Here is a 21,845-nt window from a genome sequence, read left to right as displayed (position 1 = left end):
CATGCCGCACCCCTTGTCGGGCTGCGCCGTTTGCGTCATCCTCGCCCCAATAAGGGAGAGACAGAATGGCGCAATACGACCTGATCATTCGGGGCGGAACAATTGTCGATGGCACCGGGGCTCCGGCCTATACCGGCGACGTCGCGATTTCCGGCGGATTGATCGCAGCAGTGGGACGGATCACAGGCAGCGCGGCGGAAGAAATCGACGCGAGCGGCAAGATCGTCGCCCCCGGCTTCGTCGACATTCACACCCATTACGATGGGCAGGCCACCTGGGATAAGGAAATGGCCCCGTCCAGCTGGCACGGCGTCACCACGGTGGTGATGGGCAATTGCGGCGTCGGCTTCGCGCCCGCCAAGCCTGATCGCCACGAATGGCTCATCAGCCTGATGGAGGGGGTCGAGGACATTCCCGGTACGGCGCTCGCCGAAGGGATGACCTGGGACTGGGAAACCTTCCCCGAATATCTCGACGCGCTGGAGAAACTGCCAAGGACGGTCGATATCGGCACCCATGTCCCCCACGGCGCGGTGCGCGCCTACGTGCTGGGGGACCGCGAACAGCCGGGCGCGGTGCCGACCGCCGAGGACATTGCCGAAATGAGCCGGATCGTCGAGGAAGGCGTGCGCGCGGGGGCGCTGGGCTTCTCGACCTCGCGCACGGTGCTGCACAAGTCGGTTGATGGCGAGCTGGTGCCGGGCACCACGGCGACGCCTGAAGAACTGATCGCCATCGGCAAGGCGATGGGCCGCGCGCGCGCTGCGGGCGGCTATGCCGTGTTCGAAATGGCGAGCGATTTGAAGCGCGAATGGAACGAGTTCCAATGGATGGGGCAACTCTCGCGTGAGGCGGGCATCCCCGTCACCTTCGCCGCACTCCAGTCCATCGCCAAGGAACTCCCGCTTGACGAACAGATCGCCCAGATGCGCGCGGAAAACGATAATGGTGCGAACATCGTCGCCCAGATCGCGCTGCGCGGCAACGGGATCATCATGGCCTGGCAGGGCACCGTCCACCCCTTCCGCTTCCGCCCGAGCTGGATGGCGATTGCCGACCTGCCGTGGGAGGAACAGCGCGCGAAGCTGCTCGACCCGGCGTTCAAGGCGCAGCTGCTGGCAGAGCCAAATGACTACACCGACGCGCCCAAGGACATCGGCGGGGTGGTGATGGCGATCAGCATGGGCTGGTCGCTGCAATACGAGATGGACCCCGATTTCGACTACGAACCCGCCGCCGACGCCAGCATTAACGCCCGCGCCGCGGCGGCGGGGGTGAGCCCACAGGAATATGCCTATGACCTGCTGTGCGAGGGCGACGGCACGGGGTTCATCTACCTGCCGATCCTTAACTACGCCGATGGGAACCTCGATTTCCTACACCCGCTCCAGCACGCCGATGACACGGTCAATTCGCTGTCGGACGGCGGCGCGCATTGCGGGACGATCTGCGATGCGGCCTCGCCGACCTTCATGCTCGAACATTGGGTGAAGAGCCGCAAGCGGGGCGCGACAATCACGCTCGAACAGGCGATCAAGCGCCACTGCCGCGATACGGCGCGGCTCTACGGGCTCGAGGATCGCGGGGTGATCGCGGCCGGCTATCTCGCCGATTTGAATGTGATCGACATGGACAAGCTGAAACTCGGCAAACCCTGGCTCGCCTTCGACCTTCCGGCGGGCGGCAAGCGGCTGCTCCAGAAGGCCGAGGGCTATGTCGCGACGATCAAGAGCGGCGTCGTCACCTTCCGCAACGGGCAATGGACGGGCGAGACCCCCGGCGGGCTGATCCGCGGCCCGCAGCGCGTCGAACTCGCCGAGGCGGCGGAGTAATCCGCCGCCCGCTATTCTCAGCGTCCCGGTCTAGGGTTCGATCACGATCCCCTTGGCCGGGTCGATCTGACCGGCAACCATGGCGGTGAAGACAGAGCGGGCGGCCTCCAGACCGGCGTGCCGCTCGATCGCGACGGTGCCGTCTGCGGCTTTCAGGAAGTCGTGCCACGCCGCCGCGACCAGTTTGCTTCCTTCTTCGGCCCCATGTGCTTTGAAGAAGGCGACGGCATGATCCGGTGCGAAGAACAGCGCGGGCTTGGGGCCCGGCAAGGCATCGCCCCCGCCGAAGGTCGAGCGTGCCTCGATATGGGTCATGCCGACCAACGCCGAATGCGCCAACGCGGCATCGAAATGGCGATGGATCTGCGCCAGCAGACCGGCATTGCCCGCAAAATCAACACTCACACTCCGCAGGACTGACACGCGCTCCAGGTCGTCATAGGCGACGACTTCGTCATAAAGTCCGGTCGCTTCGACAAAGGCGACATTGCCCTTCGAGGTGAGGCCGACCCGCTTGAGGCCCGGCGATGAATGCCGCGCCACGCTCGCCAGACCCAGCGCGGTCTTCGACGACGCGCTGGTGACGATCAGCTGCTCGGCGCCGAACCAGTCCTCGCCGCGCAGGAAATATTCGATCAGGAAGCCGGTGCGGAACAGCGGGCCGAAGATCATCCGCTCCGCCTCGCGCGCCGGATCATGTTCCGGGTCGGCGGCAAGACGGGTGTAGCTGTTGTAGACCGGGCTCATCGGCTGGCGATAGTCGGTGGTATCGAGGAAGCCGCCCACCGTGACACGCCCCGGCACCACATCCAGATGGCTCGCCATCGGCAGATAGCCATAGACCCGCTCACCCACCGCGATCTCGGGATGGCGGCTTTCGATTACCCGCGCATGGCCCCACATCGGCACGATCCCGAAGCCCTCGGGGGCAGGGAAGAAGTCCCAATATTTGAAGCTGTCACCCGCGACCGCATAGGTGACATTGTTCGCGGTGACCGAGAAGCTCTCGATGGCAAGGCGCACCGCACCGTCCGACAACGGGGCCGGTGGCACATCAGCCAGCACGGCGTCGGTCAGCGCGCCTTTGCGCACGTGAACCTGCACTATATTCATCGACGATTCCCCTCCTTGCAGGCAGGGATTACACCCGCATCGGCATCAGCACATAGAGCGCGCGGGCCTGTTCGTTTTCGCGGATCAGCGTCGGCGCGCCAGCATCGGCGAGATGGAGTTCCACCGTGTCGCTGTCGATCTGTCCGAGGATGTCCTTGAGATAATTGGCGTTGAAACCGATCTCCAGCCCTTCGGAACGGTATTCGGCCGCCAGTTCCTCCGCGGCAGTGCCGTTGTCGGGCGAAGTGACGGAGAGCGTCACGCGATCATTATCCAACCCGATCTTGACCGCGCGGGTCTTTTCGGTGGCGATGGTCGCGACGCGATCAACGCCAGAGAAGAACAGCTTGGGATCGACCTTGAGCAGCTTGTCATTCGCGGTCGGGATCACGCGGCTGTAATCGGGGAAGGTCCCATCAATCAGCTTGCTGGTGAGCACCACGCCGCCTTCGCCGCCCATCGTGAAGCGGATCTTGCTGGCGCTGAGGTCGATCAGGACATTGCTGTCCAGCGCTTCATCCAGCAGCTTGCGCAGCTCGCCCACGGCCTTGCGCGGCACGATCACGTCCGGCATCCCGGCAGCGCCTTCGGGACGCGGCAAGGTGAAGCGCGCGAGGCGGTGGCCATCGGTCGCAGCGGCCTTCAACAGCGGCTCATCCTCGTCGGTGACGTGGAGGAAGATGCCGTTGAGGTAGTAGCGGGTTTCCTCGGTCGAGATCGCGAAGCGGGTGCGGTCGATCAGCTCGGCCAGCAGGCGCGCGGGCAGCTCAAAGCTCGTCGGCAGGTCGCCCTCGACGATTACCGGGAAATCGTCCCGCGGCAGGGTCGGCAGCTTGAAGTTAGAACGGCCCGCCTTGACCTCCAGACGGTTGTCGTTGGTGGTGAGGCTGACCTGGCTCCCCTCGGGCAGCTTCCTTGCAATGTCGAACAGCAGGTGCGCGGACACAGTGATTGCGCCCGGCTGATCGACCGAAGAGGCGTTCATGGTCTCGACCACTTGCAGGTCGAGGTCGGTCGCCATCACCCGCACGCTTCCGCCGACATCGGCGTCGATCAGGACGTTCGAGAGAATGGGGATGGTGTTGCGCCGCTCCACTACGGATTGAACATGGGAAAGGCACCGCAGCAGCGTCGCGCGTTCGATCGTGGCCTTCATCGCTTGTCCCTATCGGTCCTGTATGTGGCAGAGGGGCGAAGGAATCGCCCTCAAGCGCCGGAATCTGCGTAAAACCTTAGCGCAGGCAACACCACGGGCAAGTTGGCGGCTTTGCGAGGGGCGACTCCGCTGGGGATAAGGCAGGGCAGAAGCCCCGGCCCCCTATCCCAGCATCGCCATTCCGCCGTTCACGTGCAGCGTTTCCCCCGTGACATAGGCCGCTTCACGGCTGGCGAGGAAGGCAACCGCAGCGCCGATTTCCGCGCCTTCGCCCATCCGGCCCATCGGAATGCGGCCATTGATCGCGGCCTGCTGCTTTTCATCGAGCGCAGCGGTCATCGCGGTGCGGATGAACCCCGGGGCGACGCAGTTGGCGGTGATCCCGCGGCTCGCCACCTCCTGCGCAAACGCCTTGGTCATGCCGGTCAGCCCTGCCTTGGCGGCGCAATAGTTCATCTGGCCGGGATTGCCGGTCGCACCCACCACCGAGGTGATGTTGATGATCCGCCCGAACCGCGCCTTCATCATCGGCTTGGCACTCGCGCGCATCAGGCGGAAGCTGGCTTCGAGGTTGATGCGGATCACCTGATCCCATTCCTCATCCTTCATCCGCATGCCGAGATTGTCGCGGGTGATCCCGGCATTATTGACGAGAATGTCCATCGTCCCGAGCGTATCGAGCATCGCCGGGATCAGTTCCTCGACCTGCGTGGCGTTACCCAGATCGCAGGTGATCTCGACATGGCCATCGTGGTCATGATGGGGATAGGCTTCGTTGAGCTCGTCCCGGAACGCGCGCAGTTTCGCCGCGTTGGAGCCCGAAAGTGCCAAGCGCGCGCCCTGGCTTGCCAGCGCATGGGCGATGGCCGAACCGATGCCCCCGGCAGCGCCAGTGACCAGTGCGTTCATGCCTTTGAGTGAGAACATCACACCATCTCCTTCGCAAAGGCCTCAAGATCGGCCATCGTCACGAGGCTCGTTACTTGGGCTTCCTTGTCGGTGCGGCTCACCATCGGCCCGACCACCTTGCCGCCCAACTCGACGAAGCTTTCCACCCCATCGGCGCGCATGGCAAGCACGCTTTCGCGCCAGCGCACGCGGCCCGTGACCTGCTCGACCAGCCGGGCGCGCTCCTCTTCGGGATCGGTAACGGGGGCAGCGGTGACGTTCGCATAGAGCGGCAGGGCCATTGCGCCGGGCGGGGTTGCGGCCAGCGCGTGGGCCATCTTCTCGGCCGCAGGTGCCATCAGCGAGGAATGGAACGGGGCCGACACATTGAGGATCATGCCGCGCTTGATCCCATGCTCCTTGCTGAGCGCAACCGCCCGCTCGATCGCGCCAGTGTGCCCCGACAGCACGACCTGCGAGGGGTCATTGTCGTTGGCGACCTCACACACTTCGCCTTGCGCGGCGGCCTCGGCCAGTGCCTTGGCCTGTTCGATGTCCGCGCCGAGCAGCACGGCCATCGTCCCCTCGCCCACCGGCACAGCGGCCTGCATCGCCCAGCCCCGCAGCTTGAGGAGCCGCGCGGTGTTGGGGAGGCTGAAGGCGCCAATCGCGGCGAGCGCAGTGTATTCGCCGAGCGAATGGCCCGCGACGCAGTTCGCCGTCGCAAGCAGTTCCACCCCGAAGTCGCGCTCCAGCACTCTGAGGGTGGCGATGGCATTAGCCATGATCGCAGGTTGGGCGTTCTCGGTCAGGGTCAGGCGGTCTTCGGGCCCTTCGCGCATGAGCTTTGACAGGTTCTGCTTCAGCGCCTCGTCCACCTCGCCAAAAACCTCGCGCGCGGCGGCGCTTGCCTCGGCAAGAGCCGCTCCCATGCCGACTTTCTGACTGCCCTGCCCCGGAAAAATGAACGCGCGCATCGACGACCCTCTTTATGCGTTTTGGGGCGCGCCGTTACGTCCGCGTGGGCGGGCTGGCAAGACCGAAGGGCACAATCCTGTTGGCAGACGTATGGCCGATCAGCGCGCGGCCAAGGTACGGAATGCCCGCGCGGTCGCACCAGAAGCGGGCAATATCCTCCTCGCTTTGGCCGAATTCGACGTAGTTTTCGGGCACATCCGTCACCGATCCCAAACGCAGCCCGGCAAGCCGCGGGAGCGTTCCGGCAAGGTGGAAGAACATCCGGTCGATGGCATAAAGATGTTCGGCCACTTCCTCGACCATCACCACGTGACCGGTCAGATCGGGCATCAGCGGGGTGCCGGCAATCATCGCTAGCGTGATGAGGTTGAAGGCTGCGGCGGGCGTCGTGCCGTCAAGGCTCGGCTCGACCCCGCTGGTATCCCCGCCGAGCCATTTGAGCACCCGGCGGATCGCCTCCCGCCCGCCCTCCGAACGCGCGCTGACCGGCATCGAGCCGTGGACGCTCTGCCCGATCCCTGCCCGGTAAAGCGCGGCGAGCAGGTAGCCGCAGTCGGAGAATCCCACGTAAGTCTTCGCCCGCGCGGACTGGTTCATCTGCGCCACCGCTGCCTCGGCGATGCGGTTCGAGCCGTAACCGCCCTTTGCAAACCAGACGACGTCGAAGGCCGGATCATTGGCGAACTCGAGCAGCGCAGAAAGGCGCCGCAGATCATCGCCCGCAAAATGACCGGCGCGCTCAAAGCACTGGTCGTGAAAGGTGACGCGGTGCCCGGGGAATTCGGCGGCGACCAGCTCTTCGAGCGCGGTCTGTTGCTCGCGGGTGATCGGCGTGGCGGGGGCGCAGATGGCGATATTCGTCATGCGGCACAGCCTATGGCGCTTGTCAGGGGGCACGCAAGCCAATAACCACGCCCCATATGGATAACGGGCTCAAGGCTGGGACACTCACAGGGCGCCCGCTGTTCTTCTGCGGCATTGGCGGGTCCGGCATGCTGCCGCTGGCGCAGATCGCGCAAGGTCTCGGCTTGCCTGTCGCAGGCTCCGATCGCAGCCGTGATCAGGGGCGCACCCCTGACAAGTTCGCGTGGATGGAGGCGCATGGCTTTGCCCTGTTCCCGCAGGATGGGAGTGGCGTGACCTCGCCTGATCAAGTGCTCGTCGCCTCCGCCGCGATCGAGGATAGCGTGCCCGAGGTCGCCCGCGCAAAGGCGCTGGGTTGCGAGCGGTTGAGCCGCGCCGAACTGCTCTCGCAGATGTTCAACGCCGCCGACGTCTCGGTCGCGGTTGCGGGCACCTCGGGCAAGTCGACCGTCACCGGGATGATCGCCTGGATCTTTAGCGAGGCGGGCCGCGATCCCACCGTAATGAACGGCGCTGTGATGAAGAACTTCATCTCGCCGACAAACCCCTTCGCCAGCGCCCGGATCGGGTCGCGCGATCTGTTCGTGAGCGAGGTGGACGAGAGCGACGGATCAATCGCGCTCTACCGCCCCAGCGTGGGCGTATTGCTCAACGTCAGCCTCGATCACAAGAGCATCGAAGAATTGCGGGTGCTGTTCGGCGATTACCTCTCCGCTTCCGCCACCGCCGTGATAAACCTCGACAGCGCGGAAGCCGCCAATCTCGCCGGCCGGGCGAAGGCGGCGGTGACCTTCGGCGTCAGGGCACGCGATGCCGACCTGACGATCGATCCCGCCACCATCGCCCAGACCGACCGCGGTATCGAGGCCGTGCTGATCGACAACCGTCGGCGCGAGACCTTTGCGTTGCATGTGCCGATGCCGGGGCTGCACAACCTCTCGAATGCTTTGGCAGCAATTGCGGCAGCCAGTGCGGCGGGAATCGACATCGCGCAGGCCGCCGTCGCGCTGCGCAGCTTTGCCGGTCTGGCGCGGCGGTTCGACGTGATCGGCACCTCGGCGTCGGGCGTGACCGTCATCGACGATTTCGGCCACAACCCCGAGAAATGCGCCGCCACTTTGCGCACGCTCAAGGCAACGCCGGGGCGGGTGATCGCGTTTTTCCAGCCCCACGGCTATGGCCCCTTGCGCCAGATGGGCGAGGAACTCGCCCAGACTTTTGCCCGCGAGCTTTCGCCCGATGACATCACGATCATGTGCGATCCGGTTTATTTCGGTGGCACGGTGGATCGCAGCCTTGGCAGCGAGCGGATTACTGCGCTCATCTCGGCCCATGGCGGAAACGCTGAGTACATCGCGCTCCGGGACGCGTGCGCCGACCGGATCATCGCTCTCGCCCGACCCGGTGACCGGATCGTGGTGATGGGCGCGCGGGACGACACGCTGACGGAGTTCGCCCGATCGATCCTCGCCCGCCTGGCTTGAGCCTCCATGCCCGGGCCGTGCGCCATGCCTGGCTTATGCTGGGCGTGGTGGGCTTCGGTGTGCTGCTGGTGGTCACGGTCGACCGGCTTTACGGCCACTCGAACATCGCCTTTGCCGCAGCCATCCTGCTGCTGTTGATCACCAATGCCCCGATGCTGCGGTTCAACTGCCCGCGCTGCGGCAAGAACGTCTTCTTCCGGGGCGTGTTCGTGGTGCCTTGGCCCAGCCGCACCTGTTCGCGCTGTCACCTCGATCTGACCCAGGCCCCTACCCAAAATCGCTGATGGATGAAGGGTCTGCACAGCGCTAGCATCGCCTGATGCATCCCCGCGATTTCAGCCTTGATACGCTGCTGGCGAATTGTGCCGCGCGCCATGCGCACCGGCTGGCGACGGTTGACGGTGACCAGCGCCTGACCTGGGCCGAGCTCGATGCACGCGTCACCAACCTCGCCCACTGGCTGCTGGCGCGCGGGATCGGGCCGGGAGACCGGATCGCCTTGCTGCTGACCGACGGCGCGCCTTTCGTCACCACGTTGCTGGCGGCGGGGCGGATCGGCGCCATTGCCGTGCTGCTCAACTGGCGGTTGGCCCCTGCCGAAATCGCATGGATCTGCGGCAATGCCGAACCTGCGATGACCTTCGCGAACCCCCGCTTTTCGAGCCTTTTGACTGAGGCCGCAGCAGGCGAGGTCCACCTCGTCGATGAGGCCCACGCAGCAGGCGGGTTTTTCGAAACGGTTGCCGAAACCGCCCTTGGCTCCACACCCCACGCCTATGATCTGGGCCTCGACCTGGCCCCCGACCGCCCGCTTTACATGATGTACACCAGTGGGACGACCGGGCGGCCCAAAGGGTGCCTCCAAGCGGGCAGCGCGGTTGCCGCATCCGCGCTCGGCTTTGCCCAGCACCGCGGCTTCGGGGCTGACGAGGTGCTGCTCTCGGTCAACCCGCTGTTCCACGTGGTCGGGATGCAGCAATTCGCCGCGATGCTGGCCTGCGGCGGAACCTCGGTGTTCGCGGGCCGCGATGACGACAGCGCCGCGATCCTCGATCTGCTCCACCGCGAGGGCTGCACCACCACCAGCGCCTTTCCCACGATCTGCTTCCCGTGGCAGGGCATGGCGCCGATCCGCGACGGGAAAATGCCGCTCACCAACTACACCGGCGGTGCCGGCATGGGTCGGCCGCGGATGTACGAGTTCATCGAGAAGGAGTGGGACGCGCGGGTGGTCGGCGGCTATGGCCAGACCGAGATCTGCGGTTTTGCGACCTTCATCGATTATCCCGACATGCTCGAGGCCCCGCGCTCGATCGGCTGGACGCTGCCGCATGTGACGATGACGGTGCTTGATCCCGAAGGCCAGCACCTGCCGCCCGGCGAGGAAGGCGAGCTGTGCTTGCGCGGGCCATCCGTCATGCTTGGCTATTGGCGCAATCCCGAGGCGAGCGAGGCGGCGCTTGGCCACGGCTGGTTGCGCACCGGCGACCTTGGCACGATGGACCAGCGCGGTCGCGGCTACCTGCTCGGCCGGGCCAAGGAGTTGATCAAGACCGGCGGCGAGAATGTCTATCCCGCCGAAGTTGACGCGGTCTTCGCCGCCATGCCCGAAGTCGCCGATGCGGGCTGCTGCGGCGTGCCGGACAAGCAGTGGGGCGAGGCGGTCAAGGCCTTCGTGGTGCTGAAACCCGGCCAGACCCTCACCCGCGAGGAAATCGCTGCCCGCTTCAAGGGGCAGATCGCGGGCTACAAGCGACCACGCTATATCGAATTCGTCGACAGCCTGCCGCGCGATCCGATCGGCAAGCTTCTGCGACGCGAGCTTTCGGCGCGGCCCGTGTCACCCGATCAGGCCGCGTAGCTCTGCGCAAAGCGGACAAAGCGGACACCCTGTCCGCTTAACAATACTCATATTTATATAAAGGAGTCATGCACTTAACTGCCATTCCGCAAAGCGGACGGACAGGGAATTGCGGGCCATTCTGGCGTGCATTGGCTGCGCGCGGTTGTCGACGATGCGAAAGAGCCGACCAGAGGTTAACGGCCCGCAAAAGCGTAGGAAATGGCGGCGTCGCGATCCAGACGTTACGCCAAGGCTTTCCTGCCCGCTTCCTCCCGCTCGAACGCCCGCACATAGGCTGGCCGCGCCGTCAGACGCGCGCGGTAGTCCTTGAGGCTGTCCGGCACGCCATCGTCCAGCCCGACGCTCTGGGCGAGGATCAGCGCATAGCCCACGCAGATATCGGCTACGGTGAAGCGGTCAGCGCATAGGAACTCGCGGGTGGCAAGGCGCTCTTCCACCTTGATCAGCCGCTTGTGGAACCACTTGGCATAGGCGTGTCCGGCCTCCTCAAGCCCCTTGTCCTTCTCGAACAGGCAGAAGCGCATGTAGACCGTCTGCGGGAAGGTGATCGTCGCGTCGGCGTGGTAGGTGAAGTCGCAATACTCGCCATAGTCGCGCTCACCCGGCGCAATCGCCAGCGGGGTATAGCCGTCGCGCGTGGCGAGGTAGTGCGCGATGGCGCAGCTTTCGGTGAGCTTCGTCTCGCCATCGACCAGCATCGGCACGGTGCCGAGCGGATTGATCGCCATATAGTCGGGCGCGAGGTAGCGCGGGGGAAATGGCAGGATGCGAAGATCGATATCGACCCCCGCTTCCTCCGCCGCCCAGGTCGCGCGTAACCCACGCGAACGCGCGCAGGTGTAGAGGACGGGTGTGGTCATAGAGGTGGACTTAGTGCGCCTTGTCCGCGCCCACACCCAGCACTTTGTGCAGGACAAAGGCGATGATGCTGCCGAGGATCAGCCCGAAGATCGCCGACAGCGTGGTCGCGGTCAGCCACCCGGCAACCCCACCCGCCACTTCGTGCACCGCGTGCTCGGCCCCATGGATCGGGGCGTAGAACCAGTCGATGCCCAGCTTGTGCAGGCTGTCGACCACAATGTGCCCACCAACCCACAGCATCGCTGCGGTGCCGATGATCGAAAGCGCAGTGAGCAGCTTGGGCACGAAGCGCAGCAGAAAGCGCCCGAAGGCTTGCGCCCCCTTGCTCGCCTGCTTGGTGAGGTGCAGGCCGATATCGTCGAGCTTCACGATCAGCCCGACCGCGCCATAGACCGCGACCGTTACCGCCACCGCCACCAGCGCCAGCACCGCGCCGCGCATAAAGAGGGTCTCGTCGGCGACCTCAGCCAGCGCAATTGCCATGATCTCGGCCGAGAGAATGAAATCGGTGCGGATCGCCCCGCCCACGCGCTCGTTCTCGAAAGCGACAGGGTCGGTGATCTCGTCCTCCAGCGTCTCGCCGTGCTTGGCGAAACCGAGCTTTTCCATCACCTTCTCCGCGCCCTCATAACACAGGAAAGCCCCGCCAAGGATCAGGAGGTAAGTGATAGCGGCAGGCAGAAACTCCGACAGCAGCAGCGCGCCGGGTAGCAGAAAGACCAGCTTGTTCTTCAAAGAGCCCTTGGTGATCTTCCAGATGATCGGCAGCTCGCGCGCCGGGGAGAGGCCCGTCACATAGCTCGGTGTCACCGCCGCATCGTCAATCACCACGCCCGCGGTCTTGGTGCCCGCGCGCCCTGCGGCCACCGCCACATCGTCGATGGAGGCCGAGGCCGCCTTGGCAATCACCGAAATATCGTCGAGCAGTGCGACCAGTCCTGACGGCACGTGGTTCCCCCTTTTGCGAATCGTGCAAGTGAAACCCGGCGACTGCCCGTCCGGTTCCCTGCGGACAAGACTTGCAATTCATCGGTAAAGCTGTAAGGGGCCGCGCTTCGCATGGGAACCGCCCGGCGATTGTTTGAAGAAAGCCGGAGGGGCCCCGTTCGTGCCGAACGGATCAGCCAGCGATCGGCATGGAGTGAAAGGACGCGAGATGGCTCTGTACGAGCACGTCTTTCTCGCGCGTCAGGATCTGAGCCAGGCTCAGGTCGACGCGCTGGCAGCGCAAGCTACCGAAATCGTCGAGGCCGGTAACGGCAAGGTCACCAAGACCGAAACCTGGGGCCTGAAGTCGCTCGCCTACAAGATCGAGCGCAACCGCAAGGCGCATTTCGTGCTGCTCAACATCGACGCCCCCGGCTCGGTGGTCGCCGAGCTCGAGCGCCAGACCCGTATCAATGAAGACATCATCCGCTACATGACCATCCGCGTGGACGAGCACGAGGAAGGCCCGAGCGTGATGATGCGCAAGAACGAACGCGAGCGTAAGCGTCGCGAAACCCGTGAGGAGCGCGACTGATGGCCCGCCCGTTTTTCCGCCGCCGCAAGTCCTGCCCGTTCGCGGCCAAGGACGCCCCCAAGATCGATTACAAGGACGTGCGCCTCCTTCAGGGCTTCATGTCCGAGCGTGGCAAGATCGTGCCGTCGCGCATCACCGCCGTTTCGGCGAAGAAGCAGCGTGAACTGGCCCAGGCGATCAAGCGCGCCCGTCAGATCGGTCTGCTGCCCTTCATCGTGAAGTAAGAGGAGAAGACGAAATGGATATCATTCTCCTTGAGCGCATCGAAAAGCTCGGCTCGATCGGTGACGTGGTCACCGTGAAGGACGGCTATGCGCGCAACTTCCTGCTGCCGCAGAAGAAGGCTCTCCGCGCCAACGAAGCCAACAAGAAGGTCTTTGAAGCCAACCGCGATCGCCTCGAAAAGGAAAACGCCGAGCGTCGCACCGCTGCCGAAGCGCAGGGTGAGAAGGTTGCGGGCGCTGAAGTTGTGCTGATCCGCGCCGCTTCGAACGCTGGCCAGCTCTATGGTTCGGTGAGCGTGCGCGACATCGTCGCCGGGCTCGCCGATCAGGGCCACGCGGTGGACAAGCGCATGGTCATCCTTGGCGCGCCGATCAAGAACATCGGCATGCACAATGTGACCGTTGCCCTGCACCCGGAAGTGCGCGTCACCGTGAAAGCCAACGTCGCCCGTTCGGACGACGAGGCCAAGTTGCAGAGCGAAGGCGTCGACGTGCTCGCCGCGATGTTCGAAGACGAACAGCGTGAAATCGAGGAACAGGCCGATGCCACCCGCATCGACACCAGCCTCGAACCGGGCGAGATCCCGGCCGAGCTGTTCGACGGCGACGAGGACTAAGCCAGGTGCGCCCCCGCGAAGGCGGGGGCCTCAGGCCGCAGGAGATCCCCGCCTTCGCGGGGATCCGCAAGAATACCCGAGGGCGCGGAGGTCGAAAGACTTCCGCGCCCTTCTTGTAAACAGACCATGTCTCAAGCAAAGGTCCTGTCGCACAACGATAACAAGAAAGGAGCAGAACAACTGCCATGATCGACATTCCGACCATCCTCACCCAGTTGCAGCAGCATTATGACGAAGCGGTGCGCTGCTTGCGCGATGATGTGATCGCTTTCGGGCGCGACGGCACCTTGCCGGCCCCGTCGAAGCGCACGGACGGCAGCTATGCCTATCCTCAGATCACCTTGCGCTATGCCGGCGTGGGCGCCCAGCGGGATCGCAGCCGCGCGTTCGGGCGGTTGGAGCTGCCGGGAACCTATTCCACCACCGTCACCCGGCCTGACCGCTTCGCCGATTACCTGACCGAACAGCTCCAGCTGATCGCGGCGGAATATGCCATCGAGGTCACGGTCGAACGTTCGCGTCAGGAGATCCCCTTCCCCTATGTCCTCGATGGCGAGGCCGGTGCGGCCATGGTCGGCATCGCGGCGCAGGATATTGCCGCGCATTTTCCCTCGACCGATCTGGCCCTGATCGGCGACGAGCTGGCCGACGGGATCGAGTTCGATGGCGATCACGACATGCCGCTGTCGCTGTTCGATGGCTTGCGGACCGATTACTCGCTGGCGCGGCTCAAGCACTATACCGGCAGCGAAGTCAGCGACTTTCAGGACTTCATCCTGTTCACCAACTACCACCGCTATGTCGATGAGTTCGTGAACTGGGGCGCGCAGCAGATCGGTCAGGACGGCTATGTCGCGCTGACCGGCGCGGCCGGGCTCGACATCCGCGTCGCGACGGCGCACGCGCAGGATCAGCTCAATGATACCGCCTGGCGCAAGCACCAGATGCCCGCCTATCACCTGATCCGCGAGGATGGTCGGGGGATCACGCTGGTCAATATCGGTGTCGGCCCCTCCAACGCCAAGACGATCTGCGATCACCTGGCGGTGCTGCGTCCGCATGCATGGATGATGATCGGCCACTGCGGCGGGCTGCGCTCCACGCAGAAGATCGGCGACTTCGTGCTGGCTCACGCTTACCTGCGCGACGATCATGTGCTCGATCCGGTGCTCCCGCCGGAAGTGCCGATCCCGCCGATTGCCGAAGTGCAACAGGCGATGGCCGCGGCCGCCGAAAGCGTAGCGGGGGTCCAGGGCGCGAACCTCAAGCAGCGCATGCGCACCGGCACGGTCGTCACCACCGATGATCGCAACTGGGAGCTGCGCTATTCCTCCTCGGCCAAGCGCTTCTCGCAGAGCCGCGCGATCGCGATCGACATGGAAAGCGCCACGATCGCCACGCAGGGCTACCGCTTCCGGGTGCCCTACGGCACGCTGCTGTGCGTCTCGGACAAGCCGCTGCACGGCGAGATCAAGCTGCCGGGACAGGCCAACAAGTTCTACGAGGAAGCCATCGCGGCCCACTTGCAGATCGGGATTGTCGCCTGCGCGATGCTCCGCGATGAGGGCGATCGGTTGCACAGCCGCAAGCTGCGCGCCTTCAACGAGCCGCCGTTCAGATAATCCCCTTGCTGCCCTGCTGAACCTGTTTCCGCATCCATCGTGCGGCTTCGGACTGCGGCGCGCTGAGCGAGATGGACCTTGAAACAAGTTCAGGGTGACGAGGGTCAGGGTTCGGGTTAGCTGGACGGCGAAAGGATATCGCCATGCCTCACCCCAGCCCTTCACGCTCCATCGCTGGGCGCGTTGCCATCATCACGGGCGCGGCCAGCGGCATGGGGCGCGCAACGGCGCGGTTGTTCGCTGCCGAAGGTGCCCATGTCGCGGTGGTTGACCTTGAGCTGGCGGCCAGCGCCGCGGTGGCAGCGGAGTGCGGGCCTGCCGCACGCCCCTATGCGCTCGATGTTGCCGATGGGGTCGCGATCACCCGCACGGTCGCGCAGATCGCAGCGGACTTTGGCCGGATCGACATTCTGGTGAACAACGCCGGGGTATCGAGCTTCTGTGCCTTGGATGATCCCGCGTATGAGGACATCTGGGCCACCGCCCTGGCCGTCATGCTGACCGCGCATCAGCGCATGGTGCGTGCCGCCTTGCCGTGGCTGCGCCAGAGCGACGCTGCCCGGATCGTCAACATCGCCTCGACCGAGGGCCTCGGCGCGACCCCCAGTGATACGCCCTATGTCGCGGCCAAGACGGGCGTGATCGGACTGACCCGCGGGCTGGCGGTCGATCTCGGCCCTGAAGGGATCACGGTCAATTGCATCTGCCCCGGCCCCATCCGCACCGCGATGACCGATGCCGTGGCAGAGGAGCACAAGACCATCTTCGCCAAGCGCCGCACGGCGCTGCGGCGCTATGGCGAGCCCGAGGAAGTCGCGCATATGACGCTGTCCCTCGTGCTCCCGGCGGCAAGCTACATCACGGGTGTCGCGATCCCGGTCGATGGCGGACTGATGGCGCGCAACGCCTGACCCGCATCACGCGAGACCCAGCAGCGCCAGACTGTCTTCCCACAGCCGCGCTGTCGCCGCCTCATCGCGGGCCAGTGCCGAAGGCTCAATCCGCACCAGGCTTGGCGTGCGCACCGACCAGTAGCTGCCCTGCTCGCGCGCATAGGCGGGCGCGGTGGCAAGCTCCGCAAGAAAACCGCCCGACTGCGCGACCGTGCTGCTCCTGTTTCCCGCCATCAGGCGCGGGACGATAAGGCTCGCCAGGGTCGCGATCACCCGTCCGTTGGCCCGCCCGAGACCAGTCCACGGCACATATCCCGGATCAAAGGCCATCACCGACAGGTCCGGGCGCAGCCGCGCAAGGTGCCTTGCGGTCATGATGTTGGCGAGTTTCGAGGAGGAATAGGCGCGGAAAGCCTGCTTGCGCGCCGCTTTCGGGAGGGCGGGATCGGTCTCTGGAAAAGCCAAGCGGCGCGCATCGGCGTGGTCGGGCGGCGTCACCGGGGTCTTCTCGGCCGGATCGTGCGTCCCGCTGCCGGTCAGCACCACCCGTGCGCCGTCCGGCAGCGCGTCGAGAACGCGGACGAGCAGGTACACATGGGCGAGTTGATTGACGAAAAACGTCTTTTCCATGCCGTTCGGCAGCCGCTCCGGCTTGGCGAGCTGCAAGCCTGCGTTGAGCAACAGGGCATCGATCGGGGCACCCCGCGTAACCTCCTCGGCGAAGGCATCGACCGACGCCAGGTTCTCGAGATCGAGCGGCAGATAGCGCGTTTGCGCCGTATCGGCGGATGGCTGGCGCGCGCCCAGCGTCAGGCTGTGGCCCGCCCGGGCCAAGCGCGCCGATGCCTCTGCGCCGAAGCCGGAGGTGCCTCCTGTCATGACGATATGCATAGGTCCGGCCTTTCCATTTTTTTAGTTGGTCAGCCAACCAAATAATCAACCAAGGCCGATCGCGCAAGAACATGTCTCACACGATAAGCGAATTCTCAGACAGCCGCGCGAACGGCGGCGGCTAAGCGGGCGAGCGCGGCTTCCATCGGGAAGTCGGGTCGCGAGAGCCACGAGAGCATCAGCCCTTCGAAGGCAGCCTTGATCATGCGCGCGCCCACTTCATCGGCCGGATCGGGCTTGGCGCGTCCGGCGTGCCGGGACAGCACCTGCGCGAGCCGCGCCGAAATTGCCGCATCGCCTCCCGCAAGCCGCTGGGCGAGCGCGGGTTCATTGATTGCGCGGACAGCCAATGCAAAACGCAGCGCAAAAAGCGGGCGGTGCGCGTGGAGCGAGGCGGCGGCAAAGCCGAGATAGGCATCGAACAGCGCGGCCGGTTCATGCCCCGCGATCAGCGCGTCGAGCGCAGCGATGTATTCCGCCCCAGCCCGCTCGACCGCCGAGAACAGCAATTCATCCTTGCTGGCGAAATGATAATGCAACAGCCCCGCCGTCACGCCCGCCTCCTGGGCGATGGCCTTGACGTTGGCCTCGCCGAGCCCGTCGCGCGCCACCACCACCAGCGCGGCATCGATCAGGCGATCGCGCGTGTCGGCGGTGCGTGAGGGGTTGGAGGAAGCGCCCATGCCCGAGCCTTAGCGCGAAGCGGCGCAATTGGCCAACCCTACCCCCGCCCCTTGGTCTTTGTCGCTCCGCCTTTGGCATTGGCGACGATGAAATCGATGATCTGGCCGGCCACGTCCTTGCCGGTCGCGCTTTCGATCCCTTCGAGGCCGGGGGAGGAATTGACCTCCATGATCACCGGGCCGTGATTGCTGCGCAGCATGTCGACGCCGCAGACGTTCAGCCCCATCCGCTTGGCCGCGCGCACGGCGGTTGAGCGTTCTTCAGGCGTGATCTTGATGACCTGCGCCGAACCCCCACGGTGCAGGTTCGAGCGGAATTCATCCGGCGCGCCGGTGCGCTTCATGGCCGCGACCACCTTGCCGCCCACCACCAGCGCGCGGATATCGGTGCCGCCCGCTTCCTTGATGAACTCCTGCACCAGAATGTTGACGTTGGCGCCGCGAAACGCCTCGATCACGGACTTCGCACTGCTCATCGTCTCGGCCAGCACCACACCGATTCCCTGCGTCCCCTCGATCAGCTTGATCACCACCGGCGGTCCATTGACGGCCTTGATGATCTCCTCGGCCTGCTTGGGATCATTGGCATAGGCGGTGAGCGGCAGGCCAAGCCCATGCTTGGCGAGGATCTGCAGGCTGCGCAGCTTGTCACGGCTGCGGCCAATCGCCACGCTTTCGTTGAGCGACCAGATACCGCGCATTTCGAACTGGCGCAGGATCGCTAGCCCGTAGTTCGTGATCGAGGCCCCGATGCGCGGGATCACCGCATCATAGGCGGCGATTGGCGCGCCGTTGTAATAGACCTGGGGCCGGTGGCTGGCGATGTGCACCGTGCAGCGCAGGGTGTTGAGAATATCGAGCGTATGGCCGCGCGCCTCGGCGGCCTGCTTGAGCCGCTGGTGCGAATAGAGGTTGGCGTTGCGCGCCAGCATCGCGATTTTCATGAAGTACCTTTCGTGTCCGGCGACTTAGCGGCGGATGCGCCCCATATGCGCTATCGCAGGTGATTGCAGCCACGAATGACCGCTATCCACCACCATCCGTCGCCGAAGCGCGGTGCGCCCGATCAGCATCGGGAATTGCATCTGGGAACGGTTCGCCAAGCTGATCTCCGCCCGGAACGTAAGATTACCGATCGTCAGAGGCGACTTTATGACAAAGCGGGTCTGCTGATCGCCATTGCTGCTGGTGATTCCGCGCAGATCGACATGCACCGCCTCGCAGACATGCCGCGTCCCGTCCCAGTCGACCGCAAAGCGCACAAACCGCTCGCCATCGCGCATGAAGTCTTCGAGCACCTGACCGTGGAGCGACGACGTGCGCGCGCCGGTGTCGATCTTGGCGGGGATGCCCGCCAGCCCAAGCTCGGGCAGGCTGACAAGTTCCCGCCAGCCGACGACCATAAGGGGCTTGGGGACCCTCAAGGCAGGATCGCCATCCCGTCCCCGCCCTCGCCCACCTTCAGGCGGCGCAGGACTTTGCCGCTGGCGTAATCAACCTCCGCAACAGTGTCGCTGGCGGTTTCGGCGACATAGACCTTGGTGCCGTCGTCAGACCACAGGATCGTCACCTGAAAGCGCTGCTGCGCCTCGGCGGGGCCGGAAACGGGAATGGTGCGGATCACCTTGGCGGTGGCGGTGTCGATGACGCTGAGGCTGCCGTCCTGCAGATCGGAGGTCACCGCAACATCGCCTTGCGGGCGAACCGCGATGCGCAGCGGGAAGCGGCCCGTGGCGACCGTTTCGCGCACTTCCATGGTCTGGGGATCAAGCGCGAAGGCCTGATTGGAGCCACGCGCCGAGACCCACAGGGTTGTGCCGTCGGGGCTGAGCGCGATGCCCTCCGGCTCCTCACCCACCGTGACCGACAGGGGCGCGCGGCGGGTGCGCAGGTCGATGCGCGTGACCGTTCGCGAACCGAGGTCGGTTGTCCATGCGGTCCGCTCGTCGGGGCTGACGGCGAGCATATGGCTGCCTTGCTGCCCGGTCGCAAATTCGAATGTGACAGCCGCCCCGGTCAATGGGCCGACAATCTGGAAGATCGAGCGGCGGCCCTCGGCCGTTGCATAGATATTGCCACTGTCATGCCAGACGATCCCGTGCGGCCGCGCATTGTCACCGAGGTCGATGCTGATGACGCGTTCCAGCGTGTCGGTGCGGAACACGTCAACGCTCGTCCCGCCATAGCAGGCGAGCGCGACATGCTGACCATCGGGCGATGTGGCGAGTTCGTGTGGGTTGGTGCAGCTCGGCAGGCGCAGCACCTCCTCACCCGTCGTCAGATCGACCTTCGACAGCGTGTTGCCGCGCTTGGCCGCGACGAACAGGGTGGGCGGCATGGCAGCCGCCGCCCCTGCACTCTCAACCTCGGCAACCGGCGCACAGCCGACCAGCGCCAAAAGTGCCGCCGCCCCGGCGCGTGAACCGCCCACGCGCCGCATCACCAGCCCGCCTTCTCGCCCTTGTTCTGCTTTTCGAGCCATTTCATCAGCGGTGCGAAATATTCGACCATCGCGGTGCCGTTCATCTGGCGTTCGCCGGTGAAGGCTTCAAGCGCATCGGGCCACGGCTTGGACGCGCCCATCTCCAGCATCGCATTCAGCTTCGCACCGACCTCCTTGTTGCCGTAGATCGAGCAGCGATGCAGCGGCCCCTTCCACCCGGCGGTATCGCAGGCCGCCTTGAAGAACTGGAACTGGAGCAACCGCGCCAGGAAGTAGCGCGTGTAGGAGACGTTGCCCGCGATGTGATACTTGCCCCCGGCATCAAACCCGTCGGCGCTGCGTTCGACCGGGGGGACAACCCCCTGATACTCAAGTCGCAGATCGTTCCAGCCGGTGTTGGTCGCGGCTTCCGGGATCGAGCCGTCGAACAGCCCCCAGCGGTAGCGATCCAGCAGCAGGCCGAAGGGCAGGAACGCGACCTTGTCCATCGCCTGACGCAGCAGCAGGCCGATGTCCTTGTCCGCGCTCGGCACGTCCTTGGGATCGAGCATGTCGATCTGCACCAGATATTCGGGCGTGATCGACAGCGCGATCATGTCACCGATCGCTTCGTGGAACCCGTCATTGGCGCCGTTGAGGTGCAACATGTCCTGCTTGTTGTAGGCGCGCTGGTAGTAGTTGTGGCCGAGCTCGTGGTGGATGGTGATGAAGTCATCCGCGTTCGGCTTGATGCACATCTTGATGCGCAGATCATCGACATTGTCGATATCCCAGGCCGAGGCATGGCACACCACTTCGCGGTCGGCAGGCTTGGTGAACTGGCTGCGCTCCCAGAAGGTGGCAGGCAGCGGCGCGAAGCCCAGTGACGAGAAGAACTGCTCGCCCACCTTGGTCATGCCGACAGCATCGAGGTTCTTCTTGGCGATCAGATCGGTGAGGTCATAACCAATGTCGCCCGCGCCAGCGGGTGCGACCAGCGGGTAGATGTTGCCCCATTCCTGCGCCCACATATTGCCAAGCAGGTCAGCGCGGATCGGCCCGGTGCGCGGCTGGACGGCGTCGCCGTATTTCTCGTTGAGCTTGCGGCGCACATAGGTGTGGAGCGCAATGTAGAGCGGCTTCACCTCCTGCCACATCCGCTCGGTCTCGGCGGCGAACTGCTCGGGCGGCATGTCATAGCCGGACCGCCACATTGCGCCGAAATCGGCAAAGCCCAGCTCCTTGGCGCCTTCGTTGGCGAGCGCGGTCATGCGGGAATAATCCTCCCGCATCGGTGCGCCGACATTGTCGTGCCAGCTGGTCCACATTTCCTTCAGTTGTGCGGGGGTGCGTTCGAGATTGCCCATCTCGGCCTCGATGTCGCTGCCGTTGATCGGCTGGCCATTCAGCGTGCCCTTGCCGCGTCCATAGGCCGAGCCAAGACGGGTGGCGATGGCGTTGAGCTCCTCGGCCGCGCCGGGACGCGACGGGGCTGGCAGGGCGATGCCATTGCGCAGCATATCGAGTTTGCGCCGGGTCTCTTCATCCAGGCCTTCGATCTTCGCATACCGCGCGGCCTCGGTCGCATAGCCGACCTGCTTCAGCGTCAGCTCCGCCCCATACTTGGCGGCGAGTTCGTCACTATCGTGGGTAATATAGGTCGCGTTGATCCACGAGACGCGCGAATATTCGACGATGAAGGCGCCGTACTCAGCCTCAACCTTGGCGATCCAAGCGCTGGCATCGGCGGGCGTCAACGCTTCGCCGGCGGAAGCAGCGGGCGCGGCGGTGCCATGCGCGGCCAACGGCGCGGCAACAGCAATGGCGAGTGCAGCGCCGCAGCAGCGCAGCAGGGGGGCGGCAAGTTTCATGGTCCAAATTCCCGTCAGTCATGTGACAATGACGTGGGGTTTGGACGCCCCGGTAGCCGG

Annotated in this window: 22 protein-coding genes; 9 read left to right on the top strand and 13 right to left on the bottom strand. The window is 64.9% G+C overall.

The genetic code is table 11. The features are described 5' to 3' along the window. The first annotated feature begins 65 nt into the window (after window positions 1-65). A complete protein-coding gene (locus ACLBKT_RS04835) occupies window positions 66-1,832 on the top strand; it encodes an N-acyl-D-amino-acid deacylase family protein (RefSeq protein WP_410181820.1) in 1,767 nt (588 codons plus the stop codon). 30 nt (window positions 1,833-1,862) lie between these two features. On the opposite strand, the gene ACLBKT_RS04830 is transcribed toward ACLBKT_RS04835, so the two are convergent. From ACLBKT_RS04830 to ACLBKT_RS04810, 5 genes are all read right to left on the bottom strand, one after another. Beyond that, the gene (locus tag ACLBKT_RS04830) at window positions 1,863-2,945 is read right to left on the bottom strand and encodes a DUF2855 family protein (protein ID WP_410181819.1); all 1,083 of its coding nucleotides are present in this window, start codon (window positions 2,943-2,945) and stop codon (window positions 1,863-1,865) included. Window positions 2,946-2,973: 28 nt separating this feature from the next. Beyond that, window positions 2,974-4,101 (bottom strand): DNA polymerase III subunit beta, encoded by a 1,128-nt coding sequence (gene dnaN, locus ACLBKT_RS04825; protein WP_410181818.1) that lies wholly within the window; start codon window positions 4,099-4,101, stop codon window positions 2,974-2,976. Between the two features lie 162 nt (window positions 4,102-4,263). Beyond that, a complete protein-coding gene (gene fabG, locus ACLBKT_RS04820; RefSeq protein ID WP_410181817.1) occupies window positions 4,264-5,028 on the bottom strand; it encodes a 3-oxoacyl-[acyl-carrier-protein] reductase in 765 nt (254 codons plus the stop codon). After that, the gene (gene fabD, locus ACLBKT_RS04815) at window positions 5,028-5,966 is read right to left on the bottom strand and encodes an ACP S-malonyltransferase (protein ID WP_410181816.1); all 939 of its coding nucleotides are present in this window, start codon (window positions 5,964-5,966) and stop codon (window positions 5,028-5,030) included. Before fabD ends, fabG begins: the two co-directional genes overlap by 1 nt. Window positions 5,967-6,000: 34 nt before the next feature. Beyond that, on the bottom strand, window positions 6,001-6,831 hold the full coding sequence (locus tag ACLBKT_RS04810; RefSeq protein WP_410181815.1) for an LD-carboxypeptidase: 831 nt from the start codon (window positions 6,829-6,831) through the stop codon (window positions 6,001-6,003). A 56-nt stretch (window positions 6,832-6,887) separates the two neighbouring features. On the opposite strand from ACLBKT_RS04810, the gene ACLBKT_RS04805 reads away from it, so the two are divergent. From ACLBKT_RS04805 to ACLBKT_RS04795, 3 genes are read left to right on the top strand one after another with little or no spacing between them, the layout of a single operon-like run. Continuing rightward, window positions 6,888-8,315, top strand: coding sequence for a glutamate ligase domain-containing protein (locus ACLBKT_RS04805; RefSeq protein WP_410181814.1), 1,428 nt, complete (start codon window positions 6,888-6,890; stop codon window positions 8,313-8,315). A gap of 17 nt (window positions 8,316-8,332) precedes the next feature. After that, window positions 8,333-8,599: a hypothetical protein gene (locus ACLBKT_RS04800; protein WP_410181813.1), complete on the top strand. Its 267-nt coding sequence runs from the start codon at window positions 8,333-8,335 to the stop codon at window positions 8,597-8,599. Between the two features lie 35 nt (window positions 8,600-8,634). Next, window positions 8,635-10,176 carry a class I adenylate-forming enzyme family protein gene (locus ACLBKT_RS04795; protein WP_410181812.1) on the top strand — a complete coding sequence of 514 codons (1,542 nt, stop codon included), beginning with the start codon at window positions 8,635-8,637 and terminating at the stop codon, window positions 10,174-10,176. A 224-nt stretch (window positions 10,177-10,400) separates the two neighbouring features. Here ACLBKT_RS04795 and ACLBKT_RS04790 read toward each other — a convergent pair whose 3' ends face one another. Next, window positions 10,401-11,039 (bottom strand): glutathione S-transferase family protein, encoded by a 639-nt coding sequence (locus tag ACLBKT_RS04790; RefSeq protein WP_410181811.1) that lies wholly within the window; start codon window positions 11,037-11,039, stop codon window positions 10,401-10,403. 10 nt (window positions 11,040-11,049) lie between these two features. After that, window positions 11,050-11,988, bottom strand: coding sequence for a DUF808 domain-containing protein (locus tag ACLBKT_RS04785; RefSeq protein WP_410181810.1), 939 nt, complete (start codon window positions 11,986-11,988; stop codon window positions 11,050-11,052). 208 nt (window positions 11,989-12,196) lie between these two features. Here ACLBKT_RS04785 and rpsF point away from each other — a divergent pair, with 208 nt between their 5' ends. From rpsF to ACLBKT_RS04760, 5 genes are all read left to right on the top strand, one after another. Next, a complete protein-coding gene (rpsF, locus tag ACLBKT_RS04780; RefSeq protein WP_410181809.1) occupies window positions 12,197-12,562 on the top strand; it encodes a 30S ribosomal protein S6 in 366 nt (121 codons plus the stop codon). Further along, the gene (gene rpsR / locus ACLBKT_RS04775) at window positions 12,562-12,786 is read left to right on the top strand and encodes a 30S ribosomal protein S18 (RefSeq protein WP_017665523.1); all 225 of its coding nucleotides are present in this window, start codon (window positions 12,562-12,564) and stop codon (window positions 12,784-12,786) included. The genes rpsF and rpsR overlap by 1 nt, the downstream gene beginning before the upstream one ends. Window positions 12,787-12,800: 14 nt before the next feature. Next, window positions 12,801-13,403, top strand: coding sequence for a 50S ribosomal protein L9 (gene rplI, locus ACLBKT_RS04770; RefSeq protein WP_410181808.1), 603 nt, complete (start codon window positions 12,801-12,803; stop codon window positions 13,401-13,403). Between the two features lie 185 nt (window positions 13,404-13,588). Next, window positions 13,589-15,025: an AMP nucleosidase gene (locus ACLBKT_RS04765; RefSeq protein ID WP_410181807.1), complete on the top strand. Its 1,437-nt coding sequence runs from the start codon at window positions 13,589-13,591 to the stop codon at window positions 15,023-15,025. A gap of 143 nt (window positions 15,026-15,168) precedes the next feature. Further along, entirely contained in the window at window positions 15,169-15,936 is a 768-nt protein-coding gene (locus ACLBKT_RS04760) for an SDR family NAD(P)-dependent oxidoreductase (RefSeq protein WP_410181806.1), read from the top strand. A gap of 6 nt (window positions 15,937-15,942) precedes the next feature. On the opposite strand, the gene ACLBKT_RS04755 is transcribed toward ACLBKT_RS04760, so the two are convergent. From ACLBKT_RS04755 to ACLBKT_RS04730, 6 genes are all read right to left on the bottom strand, one after another. After that, window positions 15,943-16,809 (bottom strand): SDR family NAD(P)-dependent oxidoreductase, encoded by an 867-nt coding sequence (locus tag ACLBKT_RS04755; RefSeq protein ID WP_410181805.1) that lies wholly within the window; start codon window positions 16,807-16,809, stop codon window positions 15,943-15,945. 95 nt (window positions 16,810-16,904) lie between these two features. Further along, entirely contained in the window at window positions 16,905-17,492 is a 588-nt protein-coding gene (locus tag ACLBKT_RS04750) for a TetR/AcrR family transcriptional regulator (protein WP_410181804.1), read from the bottom strand. A 38-nt stretch (window positions 17,493-17,530) separates the two neighbouring features. Beyond that, window positions 17,531-18,436, bottom strand: a complete 906-nt coding sequence (rimK, locus tag ACLBKT_RS04745; RefSeq protein WP_410181803.1) for a 30S ribosomal protein S6--L-glutamate ligase — start codon at window positions 18,434-18,436, stop codon at window positions 17,531-17,533. 24 nt (window positions 18,437-18,460) lie between these two features. After that, window positions 18,461-18,895 (bottom strand): ATP-dependent zinc protease, encoded by a 435-nt coding sequence (locus ACLBKT_RS04740; RefSeq protein ID WP_410181802.1) that lies wholly within the window; start codon window positions 18,893-18,895, stop codon window positions 18,461-18,463. A gap of 17 nt (window positions 18,896-18,912) precedes the next feature. Then, window positions 18,913-19,932: a YncE family protein gene (locus ACLBKT_RS04735; RefSeq protein ID WP_410183647.1), complete on the bottom strand. Its 1,020-nt coding sequence runs from the start codon at window positions 19,930-19,932 to the stop codon at window positions 18,913-18,915. After that, window positions 19,932-21,785, bottom strand: coding sequence for a M2 family metallopeptidase (locus tag ACLBKT_RS04730; protein ID WP_410181801.1), 1,854 nt, complete (start codon window positions 21,783-21,785; stop codon window positions 19,932-19,934). Before ACLBKT_RS04730 ends, ACLBKT_RS04735 begins: the two co-directional genes overlap by 1 nt. Between the last annotated feature and the right edge of the window lie 60 nt (window positions 21,786-21,845).

Origin of the sequence: Erythrobacter sp. W302b, assembly GCF_046452395.1 — a bacterium.
In the GTDB taxonomy this organism is placed as follows: domain Bacteria; phylum Pseudomonadota; class Alphaproteobacteria; order Sphingomonadales; family Sphingomonadaceae; genus Erythrobacter.
This window is presented reverse-complemented; position numbering and strand designations above follow the sequence as displayed.

What these genes read in the sequence shown, in the direction of transcription:
- ACLBKT_RS04835 (WP_410181820.1), top strand. Translation starts at nt 66, where the DNA reads ATGGCGCAATACGACCTGATCATTCGGGGCGGAACAATTGTCGATGGC.
- ACLBKT_RS04830 (WP_410181819.1), bottom strand. Translation starts at nt 2,945, where the DNA reads ATGAATATAGTGCAGGTTCACGTGCGCAAAGGCGCGCTGACCGACGCC.
- dnaN (WP_410181818.1), bottom strand. Translation starts at nt 4,101, where the DNA reads ATGAAGGCCACGATCGAACGCGCGACGCTGCTGCGGTGCCTTTCCCAT.
- fabG (WP_410181817.1), bottom strand. Translation starts at nt 5,028, where the DNA reads ATGTTCTCACTCAAAGGCATGAACGCACTGGTCACTGGCGCTGCCGGG.
- fabD (WP_410181816.1), bottom strand. Translation starts at nt 5,966, where the DNA reads ATGCGCGCGTTCATTTTTCCGGGGCAGGGCAGTCAGAAAGTCGGCATG.
- ACLBKT_RS04810 (WP_410181815.1), bottom strand. Translation starts at nt 6,831, where the DNA reads ATGACGAATATCGCCATCTGCGCCCCCGCCACGCCGATCACCCGCGAG.
- ACLBKT_RS04805 (WP_410181814.1), top strand. Translation starts at nt 6,888, where the DNA reads ATGGATAACGGGCTCAAGGCTGGGACACTCACAGGGCGCCCGCTGTTC.
- ACLBKT_RS04795 (WP_410181812.1), top strand. Translation starts at nt 8,635, where the DNA reads ATGCATCCCCGCGATTTCAGCCTTGATACGCTGCTGGCGAATTGTGCC.
- ACLBKT_RS04790 (WP_410181811.1), bottom strand. Translation starts at nt 11,039, where the DNA reads ATGACCACACCCGTCCTCTACACCTGCGCGCGTTCGCGTGGGTTACGC.
- rpsF (WP_410181809.1), top strand. Translation starts at nt 12,197, where the DNA reads ATGGCTCTGTACGAGCACGTCTTTCTCGCGCGTCAGGATCTGAGCCAG.
- rpsR (WP_017665523.1), top strand. Translation starts at nt 12,562, where the DNA reads ATGGCCCGCCCGTTTTTCCGCCGCCGCAAGTCCTGCCCGTTCGCGGCC.
- rplI (WP_410181808.1), top strand. Translation starts at nt 12,801, where the DNA reads ATGGATATCATTCTCCTTGAGCGCATCGAAAAGCTCGGCTCGATCGGT.
- ACLBKT_RS04765 (WP_410181807.1), top strand. Translation starts at nt 13,589, where the DNA reads ATGATCGACATTCCGACCATCCTCACCCAGTTGCAGCAGCATTATGAC.
- ACLBKT_RS04760 (WP_410181806.1), top strand. Translation starts at nt 15,169, where the DNA reads ATGCCTCACCCCAGCCCTTCACGCTCCATCGCTGGGCGCGTTGCCATC.
- ACLBKT_RS04755 (WP_410181805.1), bottom strand. Translation starts at nt 16,809, where the DNA reads ATGCATATCGTCATGACAGGAGGCACCTCCGGCTTCGGCGCAGAGGCA.
- ACLBKT_RS04750 (WP_410181804.1), bottom strand. Translation starts at nt 17,492, where the DNA reads ATGGGCGCTTCCTCCAACCCCTCACGCACCGCCGACACGCGCGATCGC.
- rimK (WP_410181803.1), bottom strand. Translation starts at nt 18,436, where the DNA reads ATGAAAATCGCGATGCTGGCGCGCAACGCCAACCTCTATTCGCACCAG.
- ACLBKT_RS04740 (WP_410181802.1), bottom strand. Translation starts at nt 18,895, where the DNA reads ATGGTCGTCGGCTGGCGGGAACTTGTCAGCCTGCCCGAGCTTGGGCTG.
- ACLBKT_RS04735 (WP_410183647.1), bottom strand. Translation starts at nt 19,932, where the DNA reads ATGCGGCGCGTGGGCGGTTCACGCGCCGGGGCGGCGGCACTTTTGGCG.
- ACLBKT_RS04730 (WP_410181801.1), bottom strand. Translation starts at nt 21,785, where the DNA reads ATGAAACTTGCCGCCCCCCTGCTGCGCTGCTGCGGCGCTGCACTCGCC.